The organism is Acinetobacter sp. TG2027 (genome assembly GCF_000302435.1).
In the GTDB taxonomy this organism is placed as follows: domain Bacteria; phylum Pseudomonadota; class Gammaproteobacteria; order Pseudomonadales; family Moraxellaceae; genus Acinetobacter; species Acinetobacter pittii.
Window position 1 is genome coordinate 138,310 of sequence record NZ_AMJN01000008.1, and the last position, 23,318, is coordinate 161,627.

25 protein-coding genes are annotated in these 23,318 nt (G+C 38.7%); 16 read left to right on the forward strand and 9 right to left on the reverse strand.

Features of this window, described 5'->3' with window-relative positions:
• Positions 1-23: 23 nt before the first annotated feature.
• Genes B806_RS0103710 through pilG form a run of 4 tightly spaced genes read right to left on the reverse strand, consistent with a single transcriptional unit; the run spans position 24 to position 3,510 of the window.
• Positions 24-2,102 carry a methyl-accepting chemotaxis protein gene (locus tag B806_RS0103710; RefSeq protein ID WP_005072794.1) on the reverse strand — a complete coding sequence of 693 codons (2,079 nt, stop codon included), beginning with the start codon at positions 2,100-2,102 and terminating at the stop codon, positions 24-26.
• Between the two features lie 42 nt (positions 2,103-2,144).
• Positions 2,145-2,681, reverse strand: coding sequence for a chemotaxis protein CheW (locus tag B806_RS0103715; protein ID WP_017402633.1), 537 nt, complete (start codon positions 2,679-2,681; stop codon positions 2,145-2,147).
• A 60-nt stretch (positions 2,682-2,741) separates the two neighbouring features.
• Entirely contained in the window at positions 2,742-3,104 is a 363-nt protein-coding gene (locus tag B806_RS0103720) for a response regulator (RefSeq protein ID WP_002116220.1), read from the reverse strand.
• Between the two features lie 22 nt (positions 3,105-3,126).
• Positions 3,127-3,510, reverse strand: a complete 384-nt coding sequence (gene pilG / locus B806_RS0103725) for a twitching motility response regulator PilG (protein ID WP_000389061.1) — start codon at positions 3,508-3,510, stop codon at positions 3,127-3,129.
• A gap of 284 nt (positions 3,511-3,794) precedes the next feature.
• Between pilG and B806_RS0103730 the strand changes: the two genes are divergently transcribed.
• The 4 genes from B806_RS0103730 to B806_RS0103745 all read left to right on the forward strand — a co-directional run bounded on the left by B806_RS0103730 (position 3,795) and on the right by B806_RS0103745 (position 10,499).
• Positions 3,795-4,433, forward strand: coding sequence for a hypothetical protein (locus B806_RS0103730; RefSeq protein ID WP_017385895.1), 639 nt, complete (start codon positions 3,795-3,797; stop codon positions 4,431-4,433).
• Between the two features lie 68 nt (positions 4,434-4,501).
• The gene (locus B806_RS0103735) at positions 4,502-5,611 is read left to right on the forward strand and encodes an efflux RND transporter periplasmic adaptor subunit (protein WP_079380930.1); all 1,110 of its coding nucleotides are present in this window, start codon (positions 4,502-4,504) and stop codon (positions 5,609-5,611) included.
• A gap of 15 nt (positions 5,612-5,626) precedes the next feature.
• On the forward strand, positions 5,627-8,725 hold the full coding sequence (locus tag B806_RS0103740; protein ID WP_002116481.1) for an efflux RND transporter permease subunit: 3,099 nt from the start codon (positions 5,627-5,629) through the stop codon (positions 8,723-8,725).
• Between the two features lie 58 nt (positions 8,726-8,783).
• Entirely contained in the window at positions 8,784-10,499 is a 1,716-nt protein-coding gene (locus B806_RS0103745; RefSeq protein WP_017385897.1) for a proline--tRNA ligase, read from the forward strand.
• A gap of 53 nt (positions 10,500-10,552) precedes the next feature.
• Here B806_RS0103745 and B806_RS0103750 read toward each other — a convergent pair whose 3' ends face one another.
• The 3 genes from B806_RS0103750 to B806_RS0103760 all read right to left on the reverse strand — a co-directional run bounded on the left by B806_RS0103750 (position 10,553) and on the right by B806_RS0103760 (position 11,897).
• Positions 10,553-10,894 carry a YegP family protein gene (locus B806_RS0103750; protein ID WP_005064346.1) on the reverse strand — a complete coding sequence of 114 codons (342 nt, stop codon included), beginning with the start codon at positions 10,892-10,894 and terminating at the stop codon, positions 10,553-10,555.
• Positions 10,895-11,105: 211 nt separating this feature from the next.
• Entirely contained in the window at positions 11,106-11,450 is a 345-nt protein-coding gene (locus tag B806_RS0103755) for a zinc ribbon domain-containing protein YjdM (RefSeq protein ID WP_002116259.1), read from the reverse strand.
• 90 nt (positions 11,451-11,540) lie between these two features.
• On the reverse strand, positions 11,541-11,897 hold the full coding sequence (locus B806_RS0103760; RefSeq protein WP_017402634.1) for a DUF488 domain-containing protein: 357 nt from the start codon (positions 11,895-11,897) through the stop codon (positions 11,541-11,543).
• 174 nt (positions 11,898-12,071) lie between these two features.
• Between B806_RS0103760 and rutD the strand changes: the two genes are divergently transcribed.
• From rutD to B806_RS0103800, 8 genes are all read left to right on the forward strand, one after another.
• Complete coding sequence (gene rutD / locus B806_RS0103765; RefSeq protein ID WP_017385899.1) at positions 12,072-12,878, forward strand: pyrimidine utilization protein D; 807 nt, start codon at positions 12,072-12,074, stop codon at positions 12,876-12,878.
• Entirely contained in the window at positions 12,875-13,462 is a 588-nt protein-coding gene (locus tag B806_RS0103770) for a malonic semialdehyde reductase (RefSeq protein ID WP_017385900.1), read from the forward strand. The genes rutD and B806_RS0103770 overlap by 4 nt, the downstream gene beginning before the upstream one ends.
• A 359-nt stretch (positions 13,463-13,821) precedes the next feature.
• On the forward strand, positions 13,822-14,940 hold the full coding sequence (gene rutA / locus B806_RS0103775) for a pyrimidine utilization protein A (protein ID WP_017385901.1): 1,119 nt from the start codon (positions 13,822-13,824) through the stop codon (positions 14,938-14,940).
• Positions 14,937-15,689 (forward strand): pyrimidine utilization protein B, encoded by a 753-nt coding sequence (gene rutB / locus B806_RS0103780; RefSeq protein WP_005064334.1) that lies wholly within the window; start codon positions 14,937-14,939, stop codon positions 15,687-15,689. The genes rutA and rutB overlap by 4 nt, the downstream gene beginning before the upstream one ends.
• 45 nt (positions 15,690-15,734) lie before the next feature.
• The gene (rutC, locus tag B806_RS0103785) at positions 15,735-16,118 is read left to right on the forward strand and encodes a pyrimidine utilization protein C (RefSeq protein WP_017385902.1); all 384 of its coding nucleotides are present in this window, start codon (positions 15,735-15,737) and stop codon (positions 16,116-16,118) included.
• 66 nt (positions 16,119-16,184) lie between these two features.
• Positions 16,185-16,775, forward strand: a complete 591-nt coding sequence (gene rutF / locus B806_RS0103790; protein WP_078210294.1) for an NADH-dependent FMN reductase RutF — start codon at positions 16,185-16,187, stop codon at positions 16,773-16,775.
• Between the two features lie 31 nt (positions 16,776-16,806).
• Positions 16,807-18,159 (forward strand): pyrimidine utilization transport protein G, encoded by a 1,353-nt coding sequence (gene rutG / locus B806_RS0103795; protein WP_017385903.1) that lies wholly within the window; start codon positions 16,807-16,809, stop codon positions 18,157-18,159.
• A gap of 15 nt (positions 18,160-18,174) precedes the next feature.
• The gene (locus tag B806_RS0103800) at positions 18,175-19,047 is read left to right on the forward strand and encodes an NAD(P)-dependent oxidoreductase (protein WP_017385904.1); all 873 of its coding nucleotides are present in this window, start codon (positions 18,175-18,177) and stop codon (positions 19,045-19,047) included.
• Between the two features lie 48 nt (positions 19,048-19,095).
• Here B806_RS0103800 and B806_RS0103805 read toward each other — a convergent pair whose 3' ends face one another.
• Entirely contained in the window at positions 19,096-19,548 is a 453-nt protein-coding gene (locus tag B806_RS0103805; protein ID WP_079380926.1) for an SRPBCC family protein, read from the reverse strand.
• 38 nt (positions 19,549-19,586) lie between these two features.
• Here B806_RS0103805 and B806_RS19165 point away from each other — a divergent pair, with 38 nt between their 5' ends.
• The 4 genes from B806_RS19165 to B806_RS0103825 all read left to right on the forward strand — a co-directional run bounded on the left by B806_RS19165 (position 19,587) and on the right by B806_RS0103825 (position 22,351).
• Positions 19,587-19,703: a hypothetical protein gene (locus B806_RS19165; protein WP_002116161.1), complete on the forward strand. Its 117-nt coding sequence runs from the start codon at positions 19,587-19,589 to the stop codon at positions 19,701-19,703.
• A gap of 59 nt (positions 19,704-19,762) precedes the next feature.
• Positions 19,763-20,485: a folate-binding protein YgfZ gene (locus tag B806_RS0103810; protein WP_017385906.1), complete on the forward strand. Its 723-nt coding sequence runs from the start codon at positions 19,763-19,765 to the stop codon at positions 20,483-20,485.
• A 146-nt stretch (positions 20,486-20,631) separates the two neighbouring features.
• Positions 20,632-21,342, forward strand: coding sequence for a DsbC family protein (locus tag B806_RS0103815; protein ID WP_017385907.1), 711 nt, complete (start codon positions 20,632-20,634; stop codon positions 21,340-21,342).
• A gap of 184 nt (positions 21,343-21,526) precedes the next feature.
• Complete coding sequence (locus B806_RS0103825; protein WP_017402635.1) at positions 21,527-22,351, forward strand: tetratricopeptide repeat protein; 825 nt, start codon at positions 21,527-21,529, stop codon at positions 22,349-22,351.
• Positions 22,352-22,382: 31 nt separating this feature from the next.
• Here the strand turns inward: B806_RS0103825 and B806_RS0103830 are convergent, their stop codons facing one another.
• A complete protein-coding gene (locus B806_RS0103830; RefSeq protein ID WP_017402636.1) occupies positions 22,383-23,306 on the reverse strand; it encodes an AEC family transporter in 924 nt (307 codons plus the stop codon).
• Positions 23,307-23,318 lie beyond the last annotated feature (12 nt).

The window sequence follows — 23,318 nt, forward strand, 5'->3', positions numbered from 1 at the left end:
AAACAGCTATTCTCATCCCCAATTTAATCAGGTAATTTAAAGTCCGTTACCGATTCACGTAATGACTCTGCCATGTTTGCTAGTTCAGAAACAGAGCGTGCTGTATCAAAGGTTGCAGTTGTCGTTTGTGAAGTAATTTCTTGTACGACTGTCATGGTGGTCGCAATATGGCTGGCAGATGCAGATTGAAGTTTTGCTGCATCAGAAATGCTGGCAATTAAGTTTGCCAAGTCACCCGATACTTTTTGAATTTCATCCAAGGCAATACCCGCGTCTTTTGCCAAGTTTGCACCACGCACAACTTCAGTGGTGGTTTGCTCCATCGAAATAACAGCTTCATTTGTATCTGTCTGAATTGTTTTAACCAGAGTTTCGATCTGTTTAGTTGCCGATGCAGAACGCTCTGCAAGACGCTGTACTTCGTCAGCAACTACGGCGAAACCACGACCTGCTTCACCAGCCATAGATGCTTGAATTGCTGCGTTTAATGCAAGAATGTTAGTTTGGTCGGCAATATCGTTAATGAGTGATACGATGTTACCAATTTCTTGTGAAGACTCACCCAATCGCTTAATACGTTTAGATGTTTCTTGAATCTGTTCACGGATTGTGTCCATACCTTCAATTGAACGGTTTACCACTTGTGCACCATTAGAGGCAATTTGTACCGAACGCTCAGCTACCTCAGCAGACTCAGATGCATTTGAAGATACTTGGTCAATCGATTGCGCCATTTCATTCATTGCTGTTGATGCACCAGCAATTTCTTGAGCCTGATGCTCAGACGCCTCTGCTAATTGGTTCGTAATACTCTGCGTATCTTGCGTATAGCGAGCAACTTCTTGAGAAGTTTCATGAATACGGGATACAAGGTCACGTAGTTGGTCAATCGCAAAGTTAATCGAGTCGGCAATCGCTCCCGTAAAATCCTCAGATACAGTTGCATATGAACGTAAGTCACCATCTGCAAGATCGGCGATTTCATCAAGTAAACGTAAAATCGCGTTTTGGTTACGGTCATATTCGTCTTGTAATCGAGTAACACGTTGCTTATCCATCACACTACGTAATGTGATCAATTTAAATACAGAGAAGATTAAGCCTGCTAAAGAACTGATTAGCACCGCACCTAACAATAAAGTAAGCCAGTTCTTTCTTGCTACATCAGATAAATGCCCCAAGTTATCTAACATCACATCTGATTTAGAGAAGATCTGAGAAGATGCCTGACGAACATTGACAATCTGGTTACCATTTTTTAATACCGTGGCAGCAGCAGATTTTAAGACTTTGTCATATTCAGATTTAATACTTTCTAATGATTCACGTAAAGCCGGATCTGCAATACGATCAACACCCAATTCAGCATTACCATTAAGTTCAGCATTCAAATACGTACCAAACGTATCAATGTCTACACCAAAATCGCTAGTCGATACATTACCATCAGTACCACTTAATACCGAGTTAATAGAACGTAAAATACGTTCGGCAATAAACACCTGGTTTTTAGCAATAATTACCTGACTACTTGGCAAACCTTGACGCGCCATTTGGTCAACCATCAAGTTATATTCTGCCTGAATCTCAGGAACGGTTTCGCTAATAGAGATGTTGGTGTCATATAGCTGGTTAAGGACTTTTTGATGTGCTGAAATCAAATCGATGTTTTTTGAAAGTTCAGTCCACATAACTTGAACTTTTTGATATTCATCAGTCGACTTACCGTGAATATTTTCAATCTCAAGTAAGTTTTCATTAAAGTCTTTTTGAGACTGCTGTAGCTTGGTGATTGCCTCTTGAGAGCCAGACTCAGTTGCTTCAGTTGCTTGTTTAGAAATCGTTTGAGATAACAAACGTAACTCACCGAGACTTCGAATTAATTGGTTATGACGTGGAACGTTATAGAACAGATAGGCTAGAGAAACTAATGCAAGCACAAAACATAAAAGTGCCGCATATAGGATTGGCTTGGACTTTTCACTTTCCCCAAATAAACTGGCAAACTGCTCAATTTTTGACTGGATTGTTGCAATAAAATTGACACCCGATTTTTCGGACGCAACTCGACTACTGCCTTTCTTTTTAAGCTTAAAGCCCATAGCTTTTCCCCAGAAAAATACTCTGTTTTCACAGCGTAAAAATTAGTTTATAAATTTTGTCGATGCATTCATGTAATGTGGGTTTTGCAATAAACGACTAAATAAAAAGACATGCCAATGCTGGTTATGTTGATGAAAATAACCTTGGCAATATTCTTTTAGATTTTCCTCTAAGTCTAAGCTTTGAGAAAAAAAGCTTTTTTTATTAAAGTGCTGAATCCCCAAAACCTGATCCACGACCAACCCCACATACTGGTCGCGATGGCTAATACATAATACTTTTTGAGTTGACGAAAATGGACTTCGTTGCCCCAAAATAAAATGCGCCAAATCAGACACTGAAAGTAATCTTCCTCGAATATTTGCCAATCCCTTTACCCAACTTTGGGTATTTGGAACTGGTGTATATTTTGGTGGATAGATTACTTCCGACACTTCCCCAAGTGGTGCGACGAAGTATTGCCCTCTCATTTCAAAAGCAATTCCTGACCATCGCTGTGCTTCATTTTGAACTGAAGCGTAATTCTTATTACCCCGTTTAGACAAACGAAGTAACTCGATAAATCCATTCGCTGCCATACTCGATCCTATAAAACGGGTACAAAATGCCCGTTATTTATGTTTTTATGGATGGATGAGTTAATTTAGAAATTGTTTAATTACATCAATCAATTGATTTTCTTCGATTGGCTTAATCAAATAATCGATTGCACCTTGACGCTTGCCCCATACACGGTCAGTTGCCTGATCTTTAGTACTCACAATCACAACAGGGATATGCTTAGTGTCTTCATCACGAGTAATCTGACGTGTTGCCTGAAAACCATTTACACCCGGCATTACAACATCCATCAATACAAGATCTGGTTGCTCTGCTTTTGCAAGAGTTACACCATCTGCACCATTTGATGCTTCAAGCACGTCATAACCATGTTTAGTTAGGATTTCTTTAAAACGAAAAGTTTCTGTTGGTGAATCATCTACAATGAGAATACGTGCCATTTTTTTGCCCTCAATTTATTGTTTATGAACTTACATGATTACGAATCGCGTTTAACAATTCATCTTTGCTAAAAGGTTTCGTCAAGTATTCATCTGAACCTACCACACGCCCTTTTGCCTGATCAAATAAACCATCTTTACTAGAGAGCATGATAACGGGAATGTTCTGATAATTTTGAGAGTTTTTTATCAAAGCACAAGTTTGATAACCATCTAAACGAGGCATCATGATATCGACAAAAACAATATCCGGATTTGCTTCTGCAATTTTGGACAAAGCTTCAAATCCATCCACAGCAGTAATCACTTCACAGCCTTCACGCTGTAATAAGGTTTCTGCTGTACGGCGAATGGTTTTTGAGTCATCAATCACCATTACTTTCAGATTTTGGAATGCATCTTCCATTTAATCTTCCATCCCCATAAAAATAAAATATAAATGCAATTTAACTTAAATTTGTTTTTACACATTTATACGCATTTTTAACATATCTCATGTTCTATTTTCAATGAGGCATTTTTGTCTACTTTCTCATTTATAAACAATAACTTTTAACCTCATCACACTTTAATTAAAATTATCATTTTTTTTATAATGACTATATTTTTATTCAGCTAAATAATAATTAATATAATGAAGATTAAATATTTAAAAATAAGCGACTTAGCTATCTTTTTTGGGGATTTTCAATGAATGACAGGATGAAATATGCCTTTTACAGGAACTGTTTGTCTGTATCTATAGGCATTATTTCCTTCGGATCACTCTTTTTCTTACCCTCTGGTGTTGCTATTGCCGATACGCCTAAAGCGGTTTGGTATCGTTATTATGATCAACATGGTATTGCCAATATTAGTACATCGGTCACACCCGCTCATATTCGTTATGGCTATGAAGCTCTAGATCGTAATATGCAAGTGATAAAAAGAAACCATTCTTATAATGCTGAAGCTGATTTAAATCAATCAAGTCAACGGGCATTATTGGCGCGACATAAAGAACAAGATATCAAATTAAAAAAAGCTTATAGCAATAGTAAGACAGCTTCGATTAAAAGAGATCAGGCATTAGTGTCTATAAAAAAGCAAATTAATTATCAGCAGGAACAACTTAATCAATTACAACAAGACAAAATTTTATTTAAGCGTCAGGAAATGGAGTATTTCAGAAAAGGAGAACCGATTCCTGAGCGTCATAAGGCTTTGATTGAAAACAATCTAAATAATATTAATCGGGTTAAACAAACACTTGAAACACTTTCCAAGACCTATAACCGAACCAACAATGAGTATGAAAATATTATCGATCGTTTAAAAAAGCTTGAATAACTGCAAAGGTTTATCAAGAATAGGGGCAAAATAAAATTTGAATTATAGGATGATGCTGTATGCACACGATGCATCTCACCCCTTCTACTTTTTTTAAACTGAGTATTATTAGTTTATGTTTAATTTTAGCTGCATGTAATCAGCAGGAAACAACCAAAACTACTGAATCAGCTCCTGTCAAAATTGAGCTTATTCCTCAAGACCTTATTGCAGTTAAACAAGGAGCACTTGACTCTCAAACTGCATTTACAGGAACTATTCGTGCGGTTCAACAAAGTTCCATTCAGGCGCAAGTAAGCGCAACAGCGACGAATGTCACTGCAAATGTCGGCCAACAGGTACAAAAAGGTCAAGTTCTGGTGAGATTGAATAATCAGGACAATGTTGCAAGATTAGCGCAAGCACGCGCCAACCTTGCATCAGCTCAGTCACAGGCTGAACTTGCTCGTAATTTGATGAACCGAAAACAAAGATTATTTAATCAAGGTTTTATTGCTCGTGTCGAATTTGAACAAAGTCAGGTTGACTATAAAGGCCAGCTTGAAAGTGTAAAAGCACAACAGGCCAATGTTGATATTGCTAAAAAAGCGGATCAAGACGGAATTATTACTAGTCCAATTTCAGGTGTGATTACTAAACGCCAAGTTGAACCCGGTCAAACTGTTTCAGTTGGACAAACACTATTTGAAATCGTAAATCCTGATCAACTTGAAATACAAGCCAAGTTGCCAATTGAACAGCAATCTGCGCTTAAGATCGGTAGTAACATTCAATATCAAATTCAGGGCAATTCTAAACAACTAAATGCAACGCTTACTCGCATTTCACCTGTTGCCGATCAAGACAGTCGACAAATTGAGTTTTTTGCTGCTCCTAAAGAAAAAATTGATTCGTTAAGTATTGGGGCTTTCATTAATGGAAACATTCTGCGCAATGACACTCATCAAGGCCAAACTATTCCTTTAGACAGCATTCAAAATATACAACATGACCCGTTTGTATGGGTAATACGCAATCACACCATTCAAAAAGTTAAAATTCGGGTGGTTGAACAGCGTTATGACGACAATATTGCTTTAGTCGAAGGTTTACAAAGCACAGATCTGGTCAGCCGTATTCAATTTGAAGATTCCGACATTAATAAAAAAGTGACGGTTACAACCGACAAAAATAAATAAGGTAGCAAATAGCGTATGTGGTTTACTCGAATCAGTGTGAAATACCCCGTTTTTACCATTATGATGATGCTCAGCTTAATGGTACTCGGGTTGGCCTCTTGGAAACGTATGACTGTCGAAGAGTTTCCAAATATAGATTTCCCATTCGTAGTAGTCACCACACAATATGCGGGTGCGTCACCTGAGGCTGTGGAGTCAGATATAACAAAAAAACTTGAAGATCAAATCAATACAATTTCAGGAATTAAACAGATTACTTCACGCTCAAGTGAAGGCCTTTCAATGGTGATTGCCGAGTTTAATCTTGATACTTCTTCGGCGATTGCAGCACAAGATGTTCGTGACAAAATTGCACCCGTCACAGCGCAGTTCCGTGATGAAATTGATACACCGATTGTGCAACGCTATGACCCCTCTTCTAGCCCAATCATGTCAGTTGTATTTGAATCAAACAGCATGAGTTTGGCGCAATTAAGTTCGTATGTAGATAAAAAAATTGTGCCTCAGCTTAAAACGGTTTCGGGTGTCGGTAATGTGAATTTATTGGGCGACGCTAAACGGCAAATACGAATAAAGGTTATTCCTGCACAATTGCAAAGTTACGGTATTGGTATTGATCAGGTCATTAACACCTTAAAAAATGAAAATATTGAAGTGCCTGCAGGGACCTTACAACAAAAAAACTCTGAACTGGTTGTACAGATTCAATCGAAAGTTATTCATCCCCTTGCATTTGGTGATTTGGTGATTGCCAATAAAAATGGTTCACCCATTTTTTTAAAGCAAGTAGCAACTGTTGAGGACACACAAGCTGAACTACAATCGAGTGCCTTTTATAATGGAAGAACTGCGGTCTCAGTCGATATCTTAAAAAGCTCCGATGCCAATGTAATTAAAGTCGTCGATCAGACTTATCAAACGTTAGAGAAATTAAAAGATCAAATGCCTGCGGGTTTAGATTACAAAGTCGTAGCTGATAGCTCTAAAGGTATTCGCGCTTCAATCAAAGATGTTGTTCGAACCATTATTGAAGGTGCTGCTTTAGCAGTTCTCATTGTTTTACTCTTTTTAGGCTCTTTCCGCTCTACAGTTATTACTGGTCTAACCTTACCGATTACCTTGCTCGGAACCTTAACTTTTATCTGGGCATTTGGGTTTAGCATTAACATGATGACGCTGTTAGCTTTATCACTCAGTATTGGTTTACTCATTGATGATGCAATTGTAGTTCGGGAAAATATCGTCCGACATACTGAACTTGGCAAAGACCATGTGACTGCTGCTCTTGAAGGGACAAAAGAAATTGGTTTAGCCGTACTCGCAACCACGCTTACTATTGTGGCAGTCTTTCTACCCGTAGCCTTCATGGGTGGTCTGATTGGACGCTTCTTTTATCAATTTGGTGTAACGGTCAGTACGGCTGTTTTAATTTCAATGTTTATTAGCTTTACGCTCGATCCAATGCTTTCAGCTCATTGGAAAGATCCTGTAAAGAAAAAAGATAATTGGCTACAACGTTTTTTTAACCATATTTCTAATTTGCTAGATCGGCTTACTCATGTTTATGAAAAGCTATTAAAGCTTGCTCTACGCTTCCGTTTCATTACAGTCATTGTTGCAATCGCTTCTTTATTTGCTGCATTAGGGCTATCGAAACTGATTGGAACCGAATTTGTACCTACACCAGATAAAGGTGAAGTCCGTATCCAGTTCGAGACTCCTGTAGATTCTTCTTTAGAATATACCCAAGCCAAATTACATCAGGTCGATCAAATTATTAGACAATTCCCTGATGTGGTTTCTACATATGGCGTGGTTAACAGTGAAGTAGACTCTGGTAAAAACCATGCTGGTTTAGGGGTGACCTTAAAGCCAAAACAAGAACGTAGCTCAGATCTAAATACACTCAACAATGAGTTCCGTGATCGTTTGCAAACTGTAGCGGGTATTCGAGTAACCTCTGTTGCCGCAGCACAAGACTCTGTCTCTGGCGGACAAAAGCCAATCATGATTTCTATTAAAGGATCTGACCTAAATGAACTACAAAAAATTTCAGATCGCTTTATTGCTGAAATGGAAAAAATTAAAGGCGTAGTTGATTTAGAAAGTTCATTGAAAGAACCCAAACCTACTTTGGGTGTTCATATTAATCGCGTGCTGGCAAGTGATTTGGGCTTATCTGTTTCCCAAATTGCGAATGCCATTCGACCATTAATTGCGGGCGACAATGTCACTACGTGGGAAGACCGCGACGGCGAAACTTATGATGTGAATTTACGTTTAAATGAAAATAAACGTATGCTTCCGCAAGATGTTCAAAATTTATATATCAACTCTAATAAAACCAATGCAGCTGGACAAAATATATTAGTTCCATTGAGTGCCGTCGCAACGACCGAAGAAAAACTTGGGGCTTCGCAAATTAACAGACGTGATCTTGAACGTGAGGTTCTTATTGAGGCAAATACCTCTGGTCGCCCGAGCGGAGATATTGGTCAAGACATCGACAAAATGCAAAAGGCATTTAAGTTACCTGCGGGCTATACATTCGATACTCAAGGAGCAAACGCCGATATGGCTGAATCTGCGGGATACGCATTAACAGCCATTACCCTATCGATTGTATTTATTTATATCGTGTTAGGTTCTCAGTTCAATAGCTTTATTCATCCCGCAGCAATTATGGCCTCTTTACCTTTGTCATTGATTGGTGTTTTTCTTGCCCTATTTTTGTTCCAAAGCACGCTAAATCTGTTTTCGATTATTGGTATTATCATGCTGATGGGGCTTGTCACTAAAAATGCGATTTTGCTGATCGATTTTATTAAGAAAGCGATGGATCAGGGTGTGAGTCGTTATGACGCTATTTTACAAGCTGGTAAGACCCGTTTACGTCCAATTTTGATGACCACAAGTGCTATGGTGATGGGGATGGTTCCCTTAGCTTTAGGTCTCGGCGAAGGCGGTGAGCAAAGCGCACCAATGGCTCATGCGGTTATTGGTGGTGTGATAACCTCTACTCTGTTGACTCTTGTGGTTGTACCCGTCATTTTCACTTATCTGGATGACTTGAAAAACTTTATGCTGCGTCAAACACGACGATTCATGTCATAATGCAGCGATTATCGTATAATCTGCGTTTTTATAACGCTTAACTTTTAGGACTTTTTCCATGCGCGCAAGCCGCTTTTTATTTGCAACGTTGAGAGAAACCCCAAATGATGCTGAAGTGATTTCACACCAGCTCATGTTACGTGCGGGGATGATTCGTAAATTGGCATCTGGTTTATATACATGGCTGCCGATGGGAACACGTGTGCTTAAAAAAGTAGATGCGATTGTTCGTGAAGAAATGAACCGTTCAGGCGCAATGGAAGTATTCATGCCCGTGACTCAACCCGCAAGTCTTTGGGAAGAATCAGGTCGATATGAACAATATGGCCCTGAGTTATTACGTTTTAAAGATCGTCATACGAACCCATTTGTACTTGGGCCAACGCATGAAGAAGTTATTACAGATATGGCGCGTAACGAATTAAAAAGTTATAAGCAGCTTCCTGTAAACTTCTATCAAATTCAAACCAAATTCCGTGATGAAATTCGTCCACGTTTTGGTGTAATGCGTTCACGCGAGTTCATCATGAAAGATGCTTATTCTTTCCATGCAACTCAAGAGTCATTACAAGAAACTTATGATGTGATGTACGACACTTATAGCCGTATTTTCACTCGTTTAGGTTTAGATTTCCGCCCAGTACAAGCAGATACAGGCTCTATTGGTGGTTCAGCTTCCCACGAATTCCACGTATTAGCGGCTAGTGGTGAAGATGACATCGCATTTTCAACTGAATCTGATTATGCAGCAAACGTTGAAATGGCTGAGGCTGTTTTAGTTGGTGAACGTGCAGCACCGACACAAGAATTTAAATTGGTTGAAACACCAAACCAAAAAACGATTGATGATGTTTGCCAATTCTTAAATGCTGATCCAAAGCAATCTGTTAAAGCATTATTGGTACAAGGCATTGCTGATGAAAAAGGTAATGTTCCTGTCGTTGCTCTATTTGTACGTGGCGACCACGAACTTAATGAGATTAAAGCTGAGAAACATCCTTTAGTTGCTGCACCTCTTACTTTTGCAACTGAAGAACAACTTCAAGCATTTGGTTTAACTGCTGGCTTTACAGGTCCACAAGGTTTAGTTGAAAAAGGCTTAACCGTAATTGTTGACCGTGCTGCATCGGTTCTTTCTGACTTCGTTGCTGGTGCAAATGAAGCGGACAAACATGCGGTTGGCGTAAACTGGGAACGTGATGCGCAAATTAGCGAAATTTTTGACTTACGTAATGTGGTTGAAGGCGATCCATCTCCAGATGGCAAAGGTACACTACAAATTAAACGTGGTATCGAAGTAGGTCATATTTTCCAGCTAGGTACTAAATACTCTGAAGCTTTAGGCTGTAAAGTTCTAGGTGAAGATGGCAAACCATTTACAGTAACTATGGGATGCTACGGTATTGGTGTAACGCGTGTTGTTGCAGCTGCAATTGAACAAAACTACGACGACAAAGGTATTATCTGGCCTCAAGCCATTGCACCATTTGAAATTGCAATTGTTCCAATGAATGCTCACAAATCACCACGTACTCTTGAGGCAGCAGAGTCTCTGTATGCAGAACTTCAAGCTCAAGGTTTTGATGTGTTACTTGATGATCGTAATGAACGCCCAGGCGTTAAATTCTCTGACCTTGAGTTAATGGGTATTCCACACCGTATTGTGATTGGTGAAAAAGGTCTTGATGCGGGTACATTTGAATATAAAGGCCGCCGCGATGCTGAAGCGAGCAATTTAACTAAAGAAGAGCTTTTAGCTAAGTTAGCGCGTTAATAAATACATAAATAAAAAGCAGCTTTTCGAAGCTGCTTTTTTTAACTCAATTTTTATGCCTGAACCGTTAAGTCCTTAACAGTCGTTGATGAACCATTGTTTTTAACCGACTCAATTCCTTTATCTCGTGAAGCTTCACTCGCATAAAACTGACTCGTACCAATAATCTGATGATTTGCAGCTTTCAAATTGAAATAAGGTTTCCCATTCTTTGCAGTTAAACGCTCATATCGGGCGTCATCACCACTGTTTTTCTGAATTGACTCAATACCATTTACAGCAGAGGCTTTTGCCTTATATAGCTCGCTATTTAAAATAGGCTCACCATTTCCTGCCTTTAAGATAAAGCGATATTGTCCATCACTCGCTTGTGAAATTTCGTACCATCCTGCCATAAGAACCTCATTTTTTTGTTGGTGTGGGTATGACTTTCGTTATTATTCTGGACGAAAGTTATTTGTTATTAATGACAATATAAAGGCGTAAATATCCCTTGAACAGTCCATTTTTTATACTTTTTCGTAATAAAATTATAATGATGTTAGGAATTTAAAAAGCAGAGATATAAACGTATATCTCTGCTGAAATGTAATAATAATTAACAGTTTAAGCTTTTTTTACAAATTCAGATTTAAGTTTCATCTGACCAATACCATCAATTTTGCAATCAATATTGTGGCCATCACTTGCATCTGGAACTAAACGAATCGTTTTTACCTTTGTCCCAACTTTAACGACTGAAGAAGAGCCTTTAATTTTTAAGTCTTTAATTACAGTGACGCTATCACCATCTGCCAAGACATTTCCATTTGCATCTTTAATAATTTCTTGTTCTTCAGTTGCTGATGCTTCTCCTTCTTTCCACTCATGTGAACATTCAGGACAAATCAATAAGTCGCCATCTTGGTAAGTATATTCTGATTGGCATTTTGGGCAGTTTGGCAAAGACATGAAAAAAATCTCAAAAAGTATATTATGCGAGAAATGACTCATTTTTTAAAGTTTTAAATAAGAGACTTTTACCAAAAAAAAATTTATATATTATTTTAAGTTTTTACTTAATAAATATTCCTTCAAAATAATTGCGTGATTGTTTTCAACATCTTTTGCTGAATATAAAAGTGTGACTGTATTCCTTGATGCGATTTGTTGTAGCTCTTCAACGGCGGAGTTGGTTTCAAGCTCTTTTAAATAACGCTGCTTAAATTCTTCCCAATGATCTGGTGTTGCAGCATGGAACCACTTTCTAAGTTCTGTCGAAGGTGCTATTTCTTTTAGCCACAAATCCAAATGAGCATTTTCCTTACTAATTCCCCTACTCCATAAACGGTCAACCAAAATTCGCTTTCCATCACTGGGCTCAGCAGTTTCATAAATTCTTTTAATATGTATATCCATTTCTGACACCTACTCAGCTCAATCTAAATATCATTGGCTTAATCATCACATTGATTTGCCTTCCTCTACAATCTAAATCTTTTGTGCTAAATATTGTCTCAATTTGCCATTACTGATTAATTCAGGCATATAAATTGCTTTTGAATTTTTCATTATTTTATCAAATAGTAAAAAATGAAATATTATATTTATCCGTGTTCATCTCAAAAAGATGCCCCTTATTTGATTTTCTCATCTGGGTTAGGTGGTCATGCTAGTTTTTGGAGCCCACAACTTGAATCGTTGAGTACGCATTTCAACATTGTGACTTATGACCAAGAAGGCTGTCATCAAGACAGTACTTTATTACCTTCACATTACCATATGTGTGACATGGCCAATCAAGTACTACATTTATTAGAACATCTTCAAATTCATGAATTCCATATGATCGGGCATGCTTTGGGTGGCATCATTGGAATGGAACTCGCAAAGCAACTAAAATCTAGCTCAATTACCATGCTCAGCCTGACACTGATTAATGCGTGGGATGAGCTAGATGCTCATACGCAAAAATGTTTTGATGCCCGTATCGCATTGTTAGCCTCTGCGGGTGCTGAAGCCTATGTACGTGCACAGGCATTATTTTTGTATCCTCCAGCATGGATTTCTCAGAATCATAGCCACATTAAAAGTACCGAAGATATTCAGCTCCAAGGTTTTCCGCCCAAGACAAATGTATTTGCACGACTCAAAGCATTGATGCGCTTTCAATTACAAGCAGAGCACTTACAAGCATTGCAAGACACTGCAATTCATATCGTTGCCAATCAAGATGATTTTTTAGTTCCAGCACATAAATCACAAGATCTTTTTACCAAACTTGGTCATGGTCAACTCTGCATTTTACCCTCTGGTGCCCATGCTTCCACAGTGACCGAATCTCAACAACTAAATCAAACTTTCATTCAATTTTTCCATAGCATTAGGGCCTTATCATGAAAGCAAAAACATTAAATATTTTAGATCAACTCTTTTTAGAAGCTAGAACCCACAGCACGTGGTTAGACAAAGCCGTCAGCCCCGAGCAAATTCAACAAATTTATGATCTGGTCAAAATGGCACCGACTTCTGCCAACTGTAGTCCTGCTCGTTTTGTATTTTTAACAACACCTGAAGCTAAACAAAAACTCAAGCCAGCATTGTCGTCTGGCAATGTAGAAAAGACGATGACAGCTCCTGTCACTGTTTTAGTTGCAACCGATGCAAGATTTTATGACAAACTGCCAGAACTATTTCCGTATGCTGATGCAAAATCATGGTTTACATCAAGTGAAGCCGTAGCACATGAAACTGCTTTTCGTAATAGTTCATTACAAGCTGCATATTTGATTATGGCATGTCGTAGTTTAGGTTTAGATACAGGTCCAATGTCTGGTTTTGACGCGAAACAAGTTGATGAGCTATTTTTTGCAGGCACAAATCATCATATTAATCTCATCATTAACATCGGCTATGGCGACCCTCAAAAAGTTTATACTCGCCTTCCCCGTTTAAATTTTGAAGAAGCTTGTCGGGTGGAATGAGTTAAGTCCATAACACCCTCTTCAATCTCAAAAGAGAAATACCTTAGTCCTACACGGCGACTTCAATGTCGCCTTTTTTTGTTCTGCTGTTTTATAAAATTGGATGTAATAAACACTCCAAAAGTAAAATTGATCAAATGATGCACAATGAAGCAAGTTAGTTCCTCCTTGGTGCATAATCGCATTATTTTTTACCATTTGATAAAAATTATACCAAACAATAAATTCAATACATTGATAAATATATAAATATTAAAGTTGGCACGCGCTATGCATTATTAAAAATACAAACAAATACTGAAAATTATATCGTTTATAGCTTTCAGTTCAGCTTCCTAAACTCACGATGGGGAATCAAGATGAAGATCGGCGTTTTTTGTCCAATTGGAAATAATGGCTGGCTGCTTTCAGAAAATGCACCGCAATATAAACCTACCTTTGAGTTAAACAAACAAATTGTACAACGTGCTGAACACTACGGTTTTGACTTTGCCCTTTCCATGATTAAGTTGCGTGGTTTTGGTGGAAAAACTGAGTTTTGGGACTATAACCTTGAAACATTTACCCTCATGGCAGGTCTCGCTGCTGTCACCAGTAAAATCCAAATTTATGCAACCGCTGCAACACTAGTCATGCCTCCTGCAATTGTGGCACGTATGGCATCCACCATAGATTCGATTTCCAACGGTCGCTTTGGATTAAACGTCGTGACTGGATGGCAAATGCCTGAATATTCCCAAATGGGTATGTGGCTTGGCGATGAATATTTTGCTAGGCGCTATGACTACTTATCTGAGTATGTCGAAGTTTTGCGTGAACTTTGGGCAACTGGGAAGTCAGACCTAAAAGGCGAGTTCTTCCAGATGAATGATTGTCAGGTCAAACCACAGCCTCAAGCTGATATGAAAATTATCTGTGCAGGACAGTCTGATGCTGGTTTAGCTTTTTCCGCAAAATATGCTGACTACAACTTTGTTTTCGGAAAAGGTTTAAACACACCGACAGCCTATGCCGAAATTAATGATCGCTTAAAAGCTCAAACCGACAAAACTGGACGCAATGTACAGACCTATGTGTTGTTTATGGTAATTGCTGCCGAAACAGATGAAGCTGCAATGCAGAAGTGGCAACACTATAACGACGGTGCGGACATGGAAGCTATTCGTTGGCTACAAGACCAAGGTGCAAAAGATAAAGTGTCTGGCACTGACACCAATATTCGCCACATGGCCTCTAGCGTTTCTCCCGTCAATATCAATATGGGCACCATTGTTGGCTCTTTTAAAAATGTCGCAAAAATGCTCGATCAAATTTCCGAGATTAAAGGGACAGAGGGAATTTTGTTGACCTTTGATGACTTTTTACAAGGTGTAGAAGATTTTGGTCAACGCATTCAACCGTTCATGAAATGTCGTGAAAGTATCGTTACCGAACTGGCAGAGCAAGCCGAACCAACTGTTTTGGAGAAAAGCGCATGAATGAAATGTCTAATATTGTATGTGCAGAATTCACGGCACAGATTGGTACAGGCAAAGTGTTGAAAGCCGAACCTGAACATATTCAATTAGCAGCAGAACAAACTGCGCTTATTGTGATTGATATGCAAAATGCCTACACCTCTTTAGGTGGGTATTTAGATTTAGCAGGTTTTGATGTCTCAAAGACTAAACCCGTAGTCGAAAATATTAAAAAGGCGATCAATGCTGCACATATTGCAGGGATTCAGGTCATCTATTTCCAAAATGGTTGGGATAAGAACTACGTCGAAGCTGGTGGTTTAGGCTCACCAAATTTTCATAAATCCAATGCCTTAAAAACCATGCGTAAACACCCCGAATTACAAGGTCAACTTTTATCTAAAGGCGGTTGGGACTTTGCTTTAATTGATGAGTTACAACCTCTTCCACAAGACATCATTATTGAAAAGCCACGTTATAGCGGTTTCTTTAACACGGCGCTCGACAGCATTTTACGTGCCCGTGGCATTCGTAATTTGGTGTTTGTAGGCATTGCCACCAATGTCTGTGTCGAGTCGACCTTACGTGATGGTTTCTTTTTGGAATATTTCGGTGTTGCACTTAAAGATGCTTGCTATCAAGCCGGACCTCAAGAGGCTCATGACGCAGCCCTATATAACATTAAAACTTTTTTTGGTTGGGTATCTGACACCAATAGTTTTATTGAAACCTTTAGTTCAGCATCAACATTGCTACAGCAATCTGCCTAATTCATACATTTAATTTTATCTAAAATTTTTGATTTGGAGCATCTTATGTCTAAACAAGTTGTTATTCCTGAAGGAACATCGGCACCACTTGCACCCTATGTTCCTGCAACCAAAGCAGACAATATTGTGTATGTCTCAGGCACATTGGCTTTTGATGAAAATAATAATGTGGTTTGTATTGGTGATGCTGCAGGACAAACTCGCCATATTTTAGAAACAATCAAAAAAGTGATTGAAACTGCGGGTGGCACCATGGATGACGTAACGTTCAATTCCATTTTCATTAAAGATTGGGCGGACTATACCGCAGTGAATACGGTATATGCAGAATATTTTCCGAGTGACAAACCTGCTCGCTTTTGTATCCAGTGCGGCTTGGTAAAACCCGATGCCTTAATTGAAATTGCATCGATTGCCCATGTGGGATAAACGATGTCACTGATAAAAACCTTCAGCATCATAACTGATGTGATGTTTTAGCCTCGATTCATTGTAATGATCATGCATTGGGGTTGGAGAGCAATCATGCAAAAAAGAGAAGAGAAACAGGTTTTAACTCCATCTGCTATTCAGCAGGCTCAAACATGCTCAACACACTTAGAAGTAGATCAGCATACTTTTAGACAAGGCATGGCAAATCTTGGAGCAGCAGTGAATGTCATCACGACGGATGGACCTGCGGGACAGGCTGGTTTTACAGCATCCGCAGTATGTAGCGTAACCGATACACCACCGACACTATTGGTTTGTCTCAATCGCTCAGCATCAGTTTTTAATACTTTTAAACAAAACGAGGTGCTTTGTGTCAATACTTTAGCTGCCCATCAAAGTACGCTATCTACAATATTCGGCGGAAAAACACCAATGCCAGAACGCTTTGCCCATGGGGAATGGAGCAAGCTACTCACTGGTTCTCCGATTTTGAATGAGGCCTTGGTGTCATTTGATTGTGAAATTGTACAAAGCATGAGTATCGGTAGTCATGACGTCTTGTTTTGTGCGGTCAAAGCAATGAAACACCAAAGTGGACTTAATGCACTTATGTACTTCAACCGCAGTTATTGCGAATTACAAACAGCATGCTAATGCAGATAAAAAATGAAAAAGAGGATCTGTTATGCGAACAAAAGAATCTTGGTTTCCTAAATTTAAGCCGCACACAGGTAATTTAGAAACTCCCGTACAAATTGATGAATATCTCCCTCCCGGTAAAAGTATTGTTTTGGGGTTACAACATGCTTTTGCTATGTTCGGAGCAACTGTTTTAGCTCCGTTACTCATGGGCTTTGATCCGAACCTCACCATTTTTATTACTGGTATTGGCACCATCTTGTTCTTTTTAATTACAGGTGGGCGTATGCCTAGCTATCTTGGATCAAGCTTCGCCTTTATTGGCGCAGTCGCAGCAGCAACAGGCTATGCAGGGGTCGGATCAAATCCAAATTTAGCTGTGGCGCTGGGTGGTACAATCATTTGCGGTTTGATTTATGCATGCATCGGTTTAATTGTGATGAAAACTGGAACTGCATGGATTGAAAAACTCATGCCCCCCGTGGTCACTGGTGCAATTGTCATGATTATTGGTTTAAACCTTGCACCTGTAACAATTAAAAGTGTTTCGACAAATAGCTTTGACACGTGGATGGCAGTCATTACCATTTTATGCATTAGTGCCGTTGCTGTTTTTACAAGAGGTATGATTCGCCGCCTTCTATTACTCATCGGACTCATAAGTGCTTATTTTATTTATTTTATACTCACCAATATCTTTGGGTTAGGCAAACCCATCGATTTTAATACGATCAGTCAAGCTGCATGGTTTGGCCTACCAACTTTTCACTCACCTGTTTTTAATGCCAAAGCTATTTTATTGATTGCACCTGTTGCGCTTATTTTAGTCGCTGAAAACTTGGGACATTTTAAAGCGGTTTCTGCCATGACAGAACGTAATTTATCGCCATATATGGGGCGTGCTTTTTTTGCAGATGGTATCTGTACAAGTTTATCAGCTTCTGTTGGTGGTACAGGCATGACGACTTATGCTGAAAATATTGGAGTAATGGCTGTAACTAAAGTCTATTCAACGACTATTTTTGTGGTTGCGGGACTATTTGCAATTCTACTCGGTCTATCTCCTAAATTTGGAGCAATCATTAGTACCATCCCTGTCGCTTTATTAGGCGGTGCATCCATTGTTGTCTTTGGTTTAATTACTGTGGCTGGAACAAAAATTTGGATCGATAACAAAGTTGATTTCACCAAAAATAGTACTTTAATTATTGCAGCAGTCAGCCTGATTATGGGTGCTGGTAATTTAAGCCTACATATTGGGCCATTTGACCTAGGGGGTATTGGAACTGCGACACTTGCAGCAATTGTGCTTAACCTATTACTCAACAGAACGGAAAAATCCGAAAGTCAATCTATTGAAAAATCAGTAGAACCGCTTAATTCTGTCCCACATCTCTAATTCTGGAGAAACTCCTTGATTCAAAGTGTTTCATTTATCGGTTTAGGTGCAATGGGATGGCACATGGCTTCCCATTTAACCCAAGTATGTAGCCAAGTCTATGTTTGGAATCGTACTTTTGCTAAAGCAAAGCAACATGAACAATCCTTTGGTACGCAGGCTGTAGACCTGACACAAGCTCTACAAGCAGATATTATCTTTTCATGCCTACCGACTAGCCAAGATGTAGAAAATTTAATTGCGAATTCTCAACTAAAACAAGGCTGTATTTGGGTGGATTGCACTAGCGGTGTGCCAGAGACTGCAAGAAAACTCAGCCAACAGCTCAAATTAAGTGGAGTTGATTATTTAGATGCACCAGTTTCAGGACAAACGATTGGGGCTGAACGAGGAACTCTCACGGTAATGGTCGGAGGTAACGAGTCTGCTTTTAAAAGAGCAAAACCAATCATTCAAGCATTTGCTAATTTAGTTGAATATGTTGGCGAAAGTGGTGCTGGCTTTGCAGTAAAAGCGATCAATAACACATTAATGGCAACACATCTTTGGGCGCTAGCAGAGGGGTTAAGTATCCTTAAATCTCAAGGCGTAAATTTACATTCCGCAATGAACTGCATTAACCACTCTAGTGGCAAAAGTAATGTTTCAGAACACATCATGATGCAACGCGTTTTAAACCGCAAATTTGAAAAAACTTTTGCATTAGATTTATTACAAAAGGATATTGGAATTGCACTAAATCTCGTTACTCAAAATAATTTGGAACTTCCAGCTTTTAGTCTTATTCAGCAACAGTTTAATCAGGTTTCCAAACCCGACGCACAACAAGTTGATTTTTCAGCCATAGTTAAGCTATTGGAACAACAAAACCAACTAGAGCTATGTTAAGAGTAGGTCATACGACCTACTCTTTTTTATAAGAAAAGCAGAGTAACTTTATTGATCTGGAATTTCAGCTTCAATCAATAAGGTAAGCAAAGATAGGGATTCTTGCCACCCTAAATAACAAGCTTCTACAGGAATAACTTCCGGTATTCCTTCTTGCGTAATATGCACTTCTGTACCTACCAATACGCTTTTTAATGTAATAGTAACCTGCATAGTCCCGGGTAAATTTGGGTCATCGAATTGATCGTTGTAGCGAATTAGTTCATTTGGAACTAATTCCACATATGTTCCGCCAAAAGCATGTGTTGAACCTGTTGAAAAATTGGTAAAACTCATTTTGTATGAACCACCAATATTTGCATCAAAACTATGAACTTTCGCAGTAAAACCGTGGGGCGGTAACCACTTGACTAAAGCATCTGGATCTAAAAATGCACGGTAAACTCGCTCGGCTGGTGCCTTAAACACGCGATGAAATTTCACTGTACCTGTTGCCATCATATTCTCCTTATTTTAATTTCCTTAAAATTATTGAAATTATGGCTATTAGCTTAAACCTTCCGATTTATCCGAACGTATATTTTTGGTGTTTTTTTAAACAAAAAAGCCAACTTCAGGACAAACTCAAATTACGAAAACTATGGCTGATTTTTTAGTAAAAATGGAGCAAAATAGTCAGCAATCATAAAGAAACATATTGAATTTGAGATTAATCATGAGTCTGCTCGCTTTCTCCTCATATGCTTTAAACGGTGTAGATGCACAAAAGTTTTTACAAGGCCAAGTTACTGTAGATACTGAACGTTTAGCTGAAAATACAACTCGCTATACAGCGATTTGTGATCTTAAAGGTCGTATTCATTTTGGCTTATGGCTAAAGAAGATGAATCCTGAAAGTTTTGAAATTGTAGTTACTCAAGATCAAGCTGAAGAGTTTGCCAAGCACATTAAAAAATATGGCGCCTTTTCAAAAATGACCTTAAGTGAACAAGGCGCTGTGTTCCCAAAAGTGGTGAATCATCAAACTGAGTTCACTACTGCTGAAACTGATATTTCTGAATGGCAAAAACAAGCCATTATGACTGGTCAAGCTTGGATTACACAGACAACTGAACATGAATTCCAACCACAGGAATTACGTTTACATCAACGCGAAGGCGTCAATTACGACAAGGGCTGTTACTTAGGCCAAGAAATTGTGGCGCGTCTTTGGTTTAAAGCAAAACCAAAACACTGGTTACATCTTGTGCAAGGTACAGGTGAAGCACCTGCTTCAGCAACTCAATTAAATAACGATGTTGAAGTCGTCAATAGTATTGCAAATGATGAAGGCTATCTTGCTTTAGTTATAGCTAAACCTGCTGCTCTTCAAGAGTTAGGGATTCAAGTTCTTGAGTTACCAGAAGCTTTAAGTGGCGACGTAGCAAGACCACAATAATAACTTTTATTAGTTCAAACTGCCCACTGCTAAGTTAGTGGGCTTTTTTATAGATACAAAACACTAATGATTTCATTAGATTAGAACGTCAATTTTTTAAGCTTTATATGCCATCATTAGCCCTGTTGAAATTCAAGAGAAAAAAGATGAAAACTAAACTTGCTACACTCATGTTGAGTCTGGCTATTTTCGGTTCTGCTCACGCTGATGTTAAAACACTTGAACAAAATCTTAAGACGAATTATCCCGATTTGCCTGTAAAGGGTGTTTATCAATCGCCTGTGCAAGGTATTTATGAAGTCTATACAAGCGGCCGCATTGTTTATACCAATCAAGATGCGAAGTACTTTTTTGTCGGTAATTTAGTCGACATCAAACAACAAAAAAATATGACTGAAGAACGTATTGCCGAATTGGGTAAGATTGACGTTAAAAGCTTGCCATTAAATCAGGCGATTAAATATGTAAAAGGTAAAGGTGAACGTACAATCTATGTCTTTAGTGACCCAGATTGCCCATATTGCCAGCGTCTAGAACAAAATATGGTTGGGGTTGATAACGTAACCGTATATGTGTTCCTTTATCCTCTTACTAGTTTGCATCCAAATGCTGAAAAAGTTTCAAATCAAATCTGGTGTTCAAAAAATCCGGCAGAAGCTTGGACAAACTATATGCTTAATCGCAAATTGCCGACTAATAGCAAAAGTTGCTCAAGCCCAATTCAGAAAAATATTGCTTTAGGTCAAAAATTAAATATCGATGGAACACCTACCCTGTTCTTGCAAGATGGCCAAAGACTCTCTGGTGTACCAAGTGATGCCAAGCAAATCGAAGAATTACTTCAGTCAGCAAAATAATAATATTACCCACTGCATTATATGAATGTGAGTGGGTATTTTTTCTCCACAATTTGCCCAAAGTGCAGTGCTTTATATACAAATCGGCTGTTTACTTTCAGCAATCAATATTTATGATGAGAAATTGAAACTCTTTCATGCATCAATGGATTGATGTAGCTACGAAGTAAAAGGTTAAAAAGAAATGAAGAAATTACTAATCGCAAGCCTAATCACCCTTTCAAGTGCATCAATTTTTGCAGCTGATAACACAGCGAGTGCTGCTAAAACTGATGTTTTTAAACAAGCTGAACAACTGTATGCAGCAAAAAACTACTCCGCTGCATTTCAAGAAATGCAACGCTTAGCCCAATCAGGTAACGCCCAAGCTATCTATAACTTAGGTTATATGACTCAAATGGGCCAAGGTACAGCAAAAGACTCTTCTAAAGCTCTCAAATATTATGAGGATGCTTCAAATAAAGGCTATGCCCAAGCGAGTTACACGCTTGCACAAATTTATGAGACTGGTGAATTGGGCGTTGCGAAAGATAGCAACAAATTCAGTCAATATATTCAAAAGGCATCGGCTCAAGGTTCTGATGATGCAACTGTGAAAATTGCGACAATTTTATTTGCTCAAAAAAAACCACAGTCACATCAAATTGCCCTTCAAAAATTGGCGCCTTTAATTCGAAAAGGTAACTATCCTGCTATTCAGGTCAAAGCACTCTATGACATTAGCCAAGGTGTTGAAAATAAAAATCCTTTAATGAAACGCCAAGGTATCGAAGCTTTACAGTCAATTGCACAAAAAGGCTATGCACCTGCTTCTATGGCTTTAGCAACCATGATGGCGAATGGCAATATCATTCCGCAAAACCTACCGCAGGCTAAAAAGATCTTTACTGAACTTGCCAATCAAAATGTGCCTAACGCTAAAGAATCGTTAGCTTCGGTTGATAAAATTATTGCAGAAAAGAGCAAACAGGCTGCAAATGCTCCCGCACAGCCAGCGCCTAAAAAATAGTAAGTAATTAGCCCCTTATGGGGCTTTTCTTTTACCACCACAAAGCAATAAGCCAGCTCACACCAATAAAACCAACAATTGTACTAATCATAAGTGGTGTTAACGCCTTTTCATTTAAGCCATAGGCTTGTCCAAAAATGCCGAAAGCAATCGGCATTGGTAAAGCAGCGATTAATGTTCCTGCGTAAAGCATCTCACGACTTACATTTGGAGTGATCAAAAAGAGAGAAAAAATAACAGATGGCATGAGGATAACTTTAAATATCGCTAACAAAACGCTTTCTATATTTACCGTTGTTATTCCAATACCTACTAAACTTCCGCCAATTGCAAACAAGGCCAAAGGCGAAGCAGTACGCCCAAGTAATTCTAGAGACTGATCAAGCGTCGCAGGAAGGTTAACATCTAAAAGAATGCACCCCATCCCAACCAAAATCGCGATAATGACAGGATTCTTGAGTAAGTTTAAAAATGTCTGTTTTAAAAGCGGTAAAAGATTTTGTTGTTGATGTAAACCAGCTTCGGCCAAAATGAGCATCAGCGCCACAATCAATAAATTCTCAATGATGAGTGTTAAAGAAATATAGATCGCAGCGTGATTACCTATCAACATGGTTAGAATAGCTGTTCCCATAAATCCAGTATTCGACATAGATGCCCCCATCGATATGACGGCGCTATGGGTTAAGCTATTTTTAAAATATTTTCTATAGAGAATAAAAGCAAAGAAAAATAAAATTAAAGACCCGCCACCATAAGCAAGAAAATAAGCTGGGTGCCAAATGTCTTGTAAGTTTTTATTTGCTAATGAGTGAATTAAAAAAGCTGGTAAGGAAATTTTAATTACGAATGCGCTAAGAGCCCTGATCTGTTCAGGTGTTACCAATTTGATGAGGACACAAACATAGCCCATCAATAGCAATATCAAGATAGGTAAAATAACCTGAAAAACCACTGACCGTCCTCA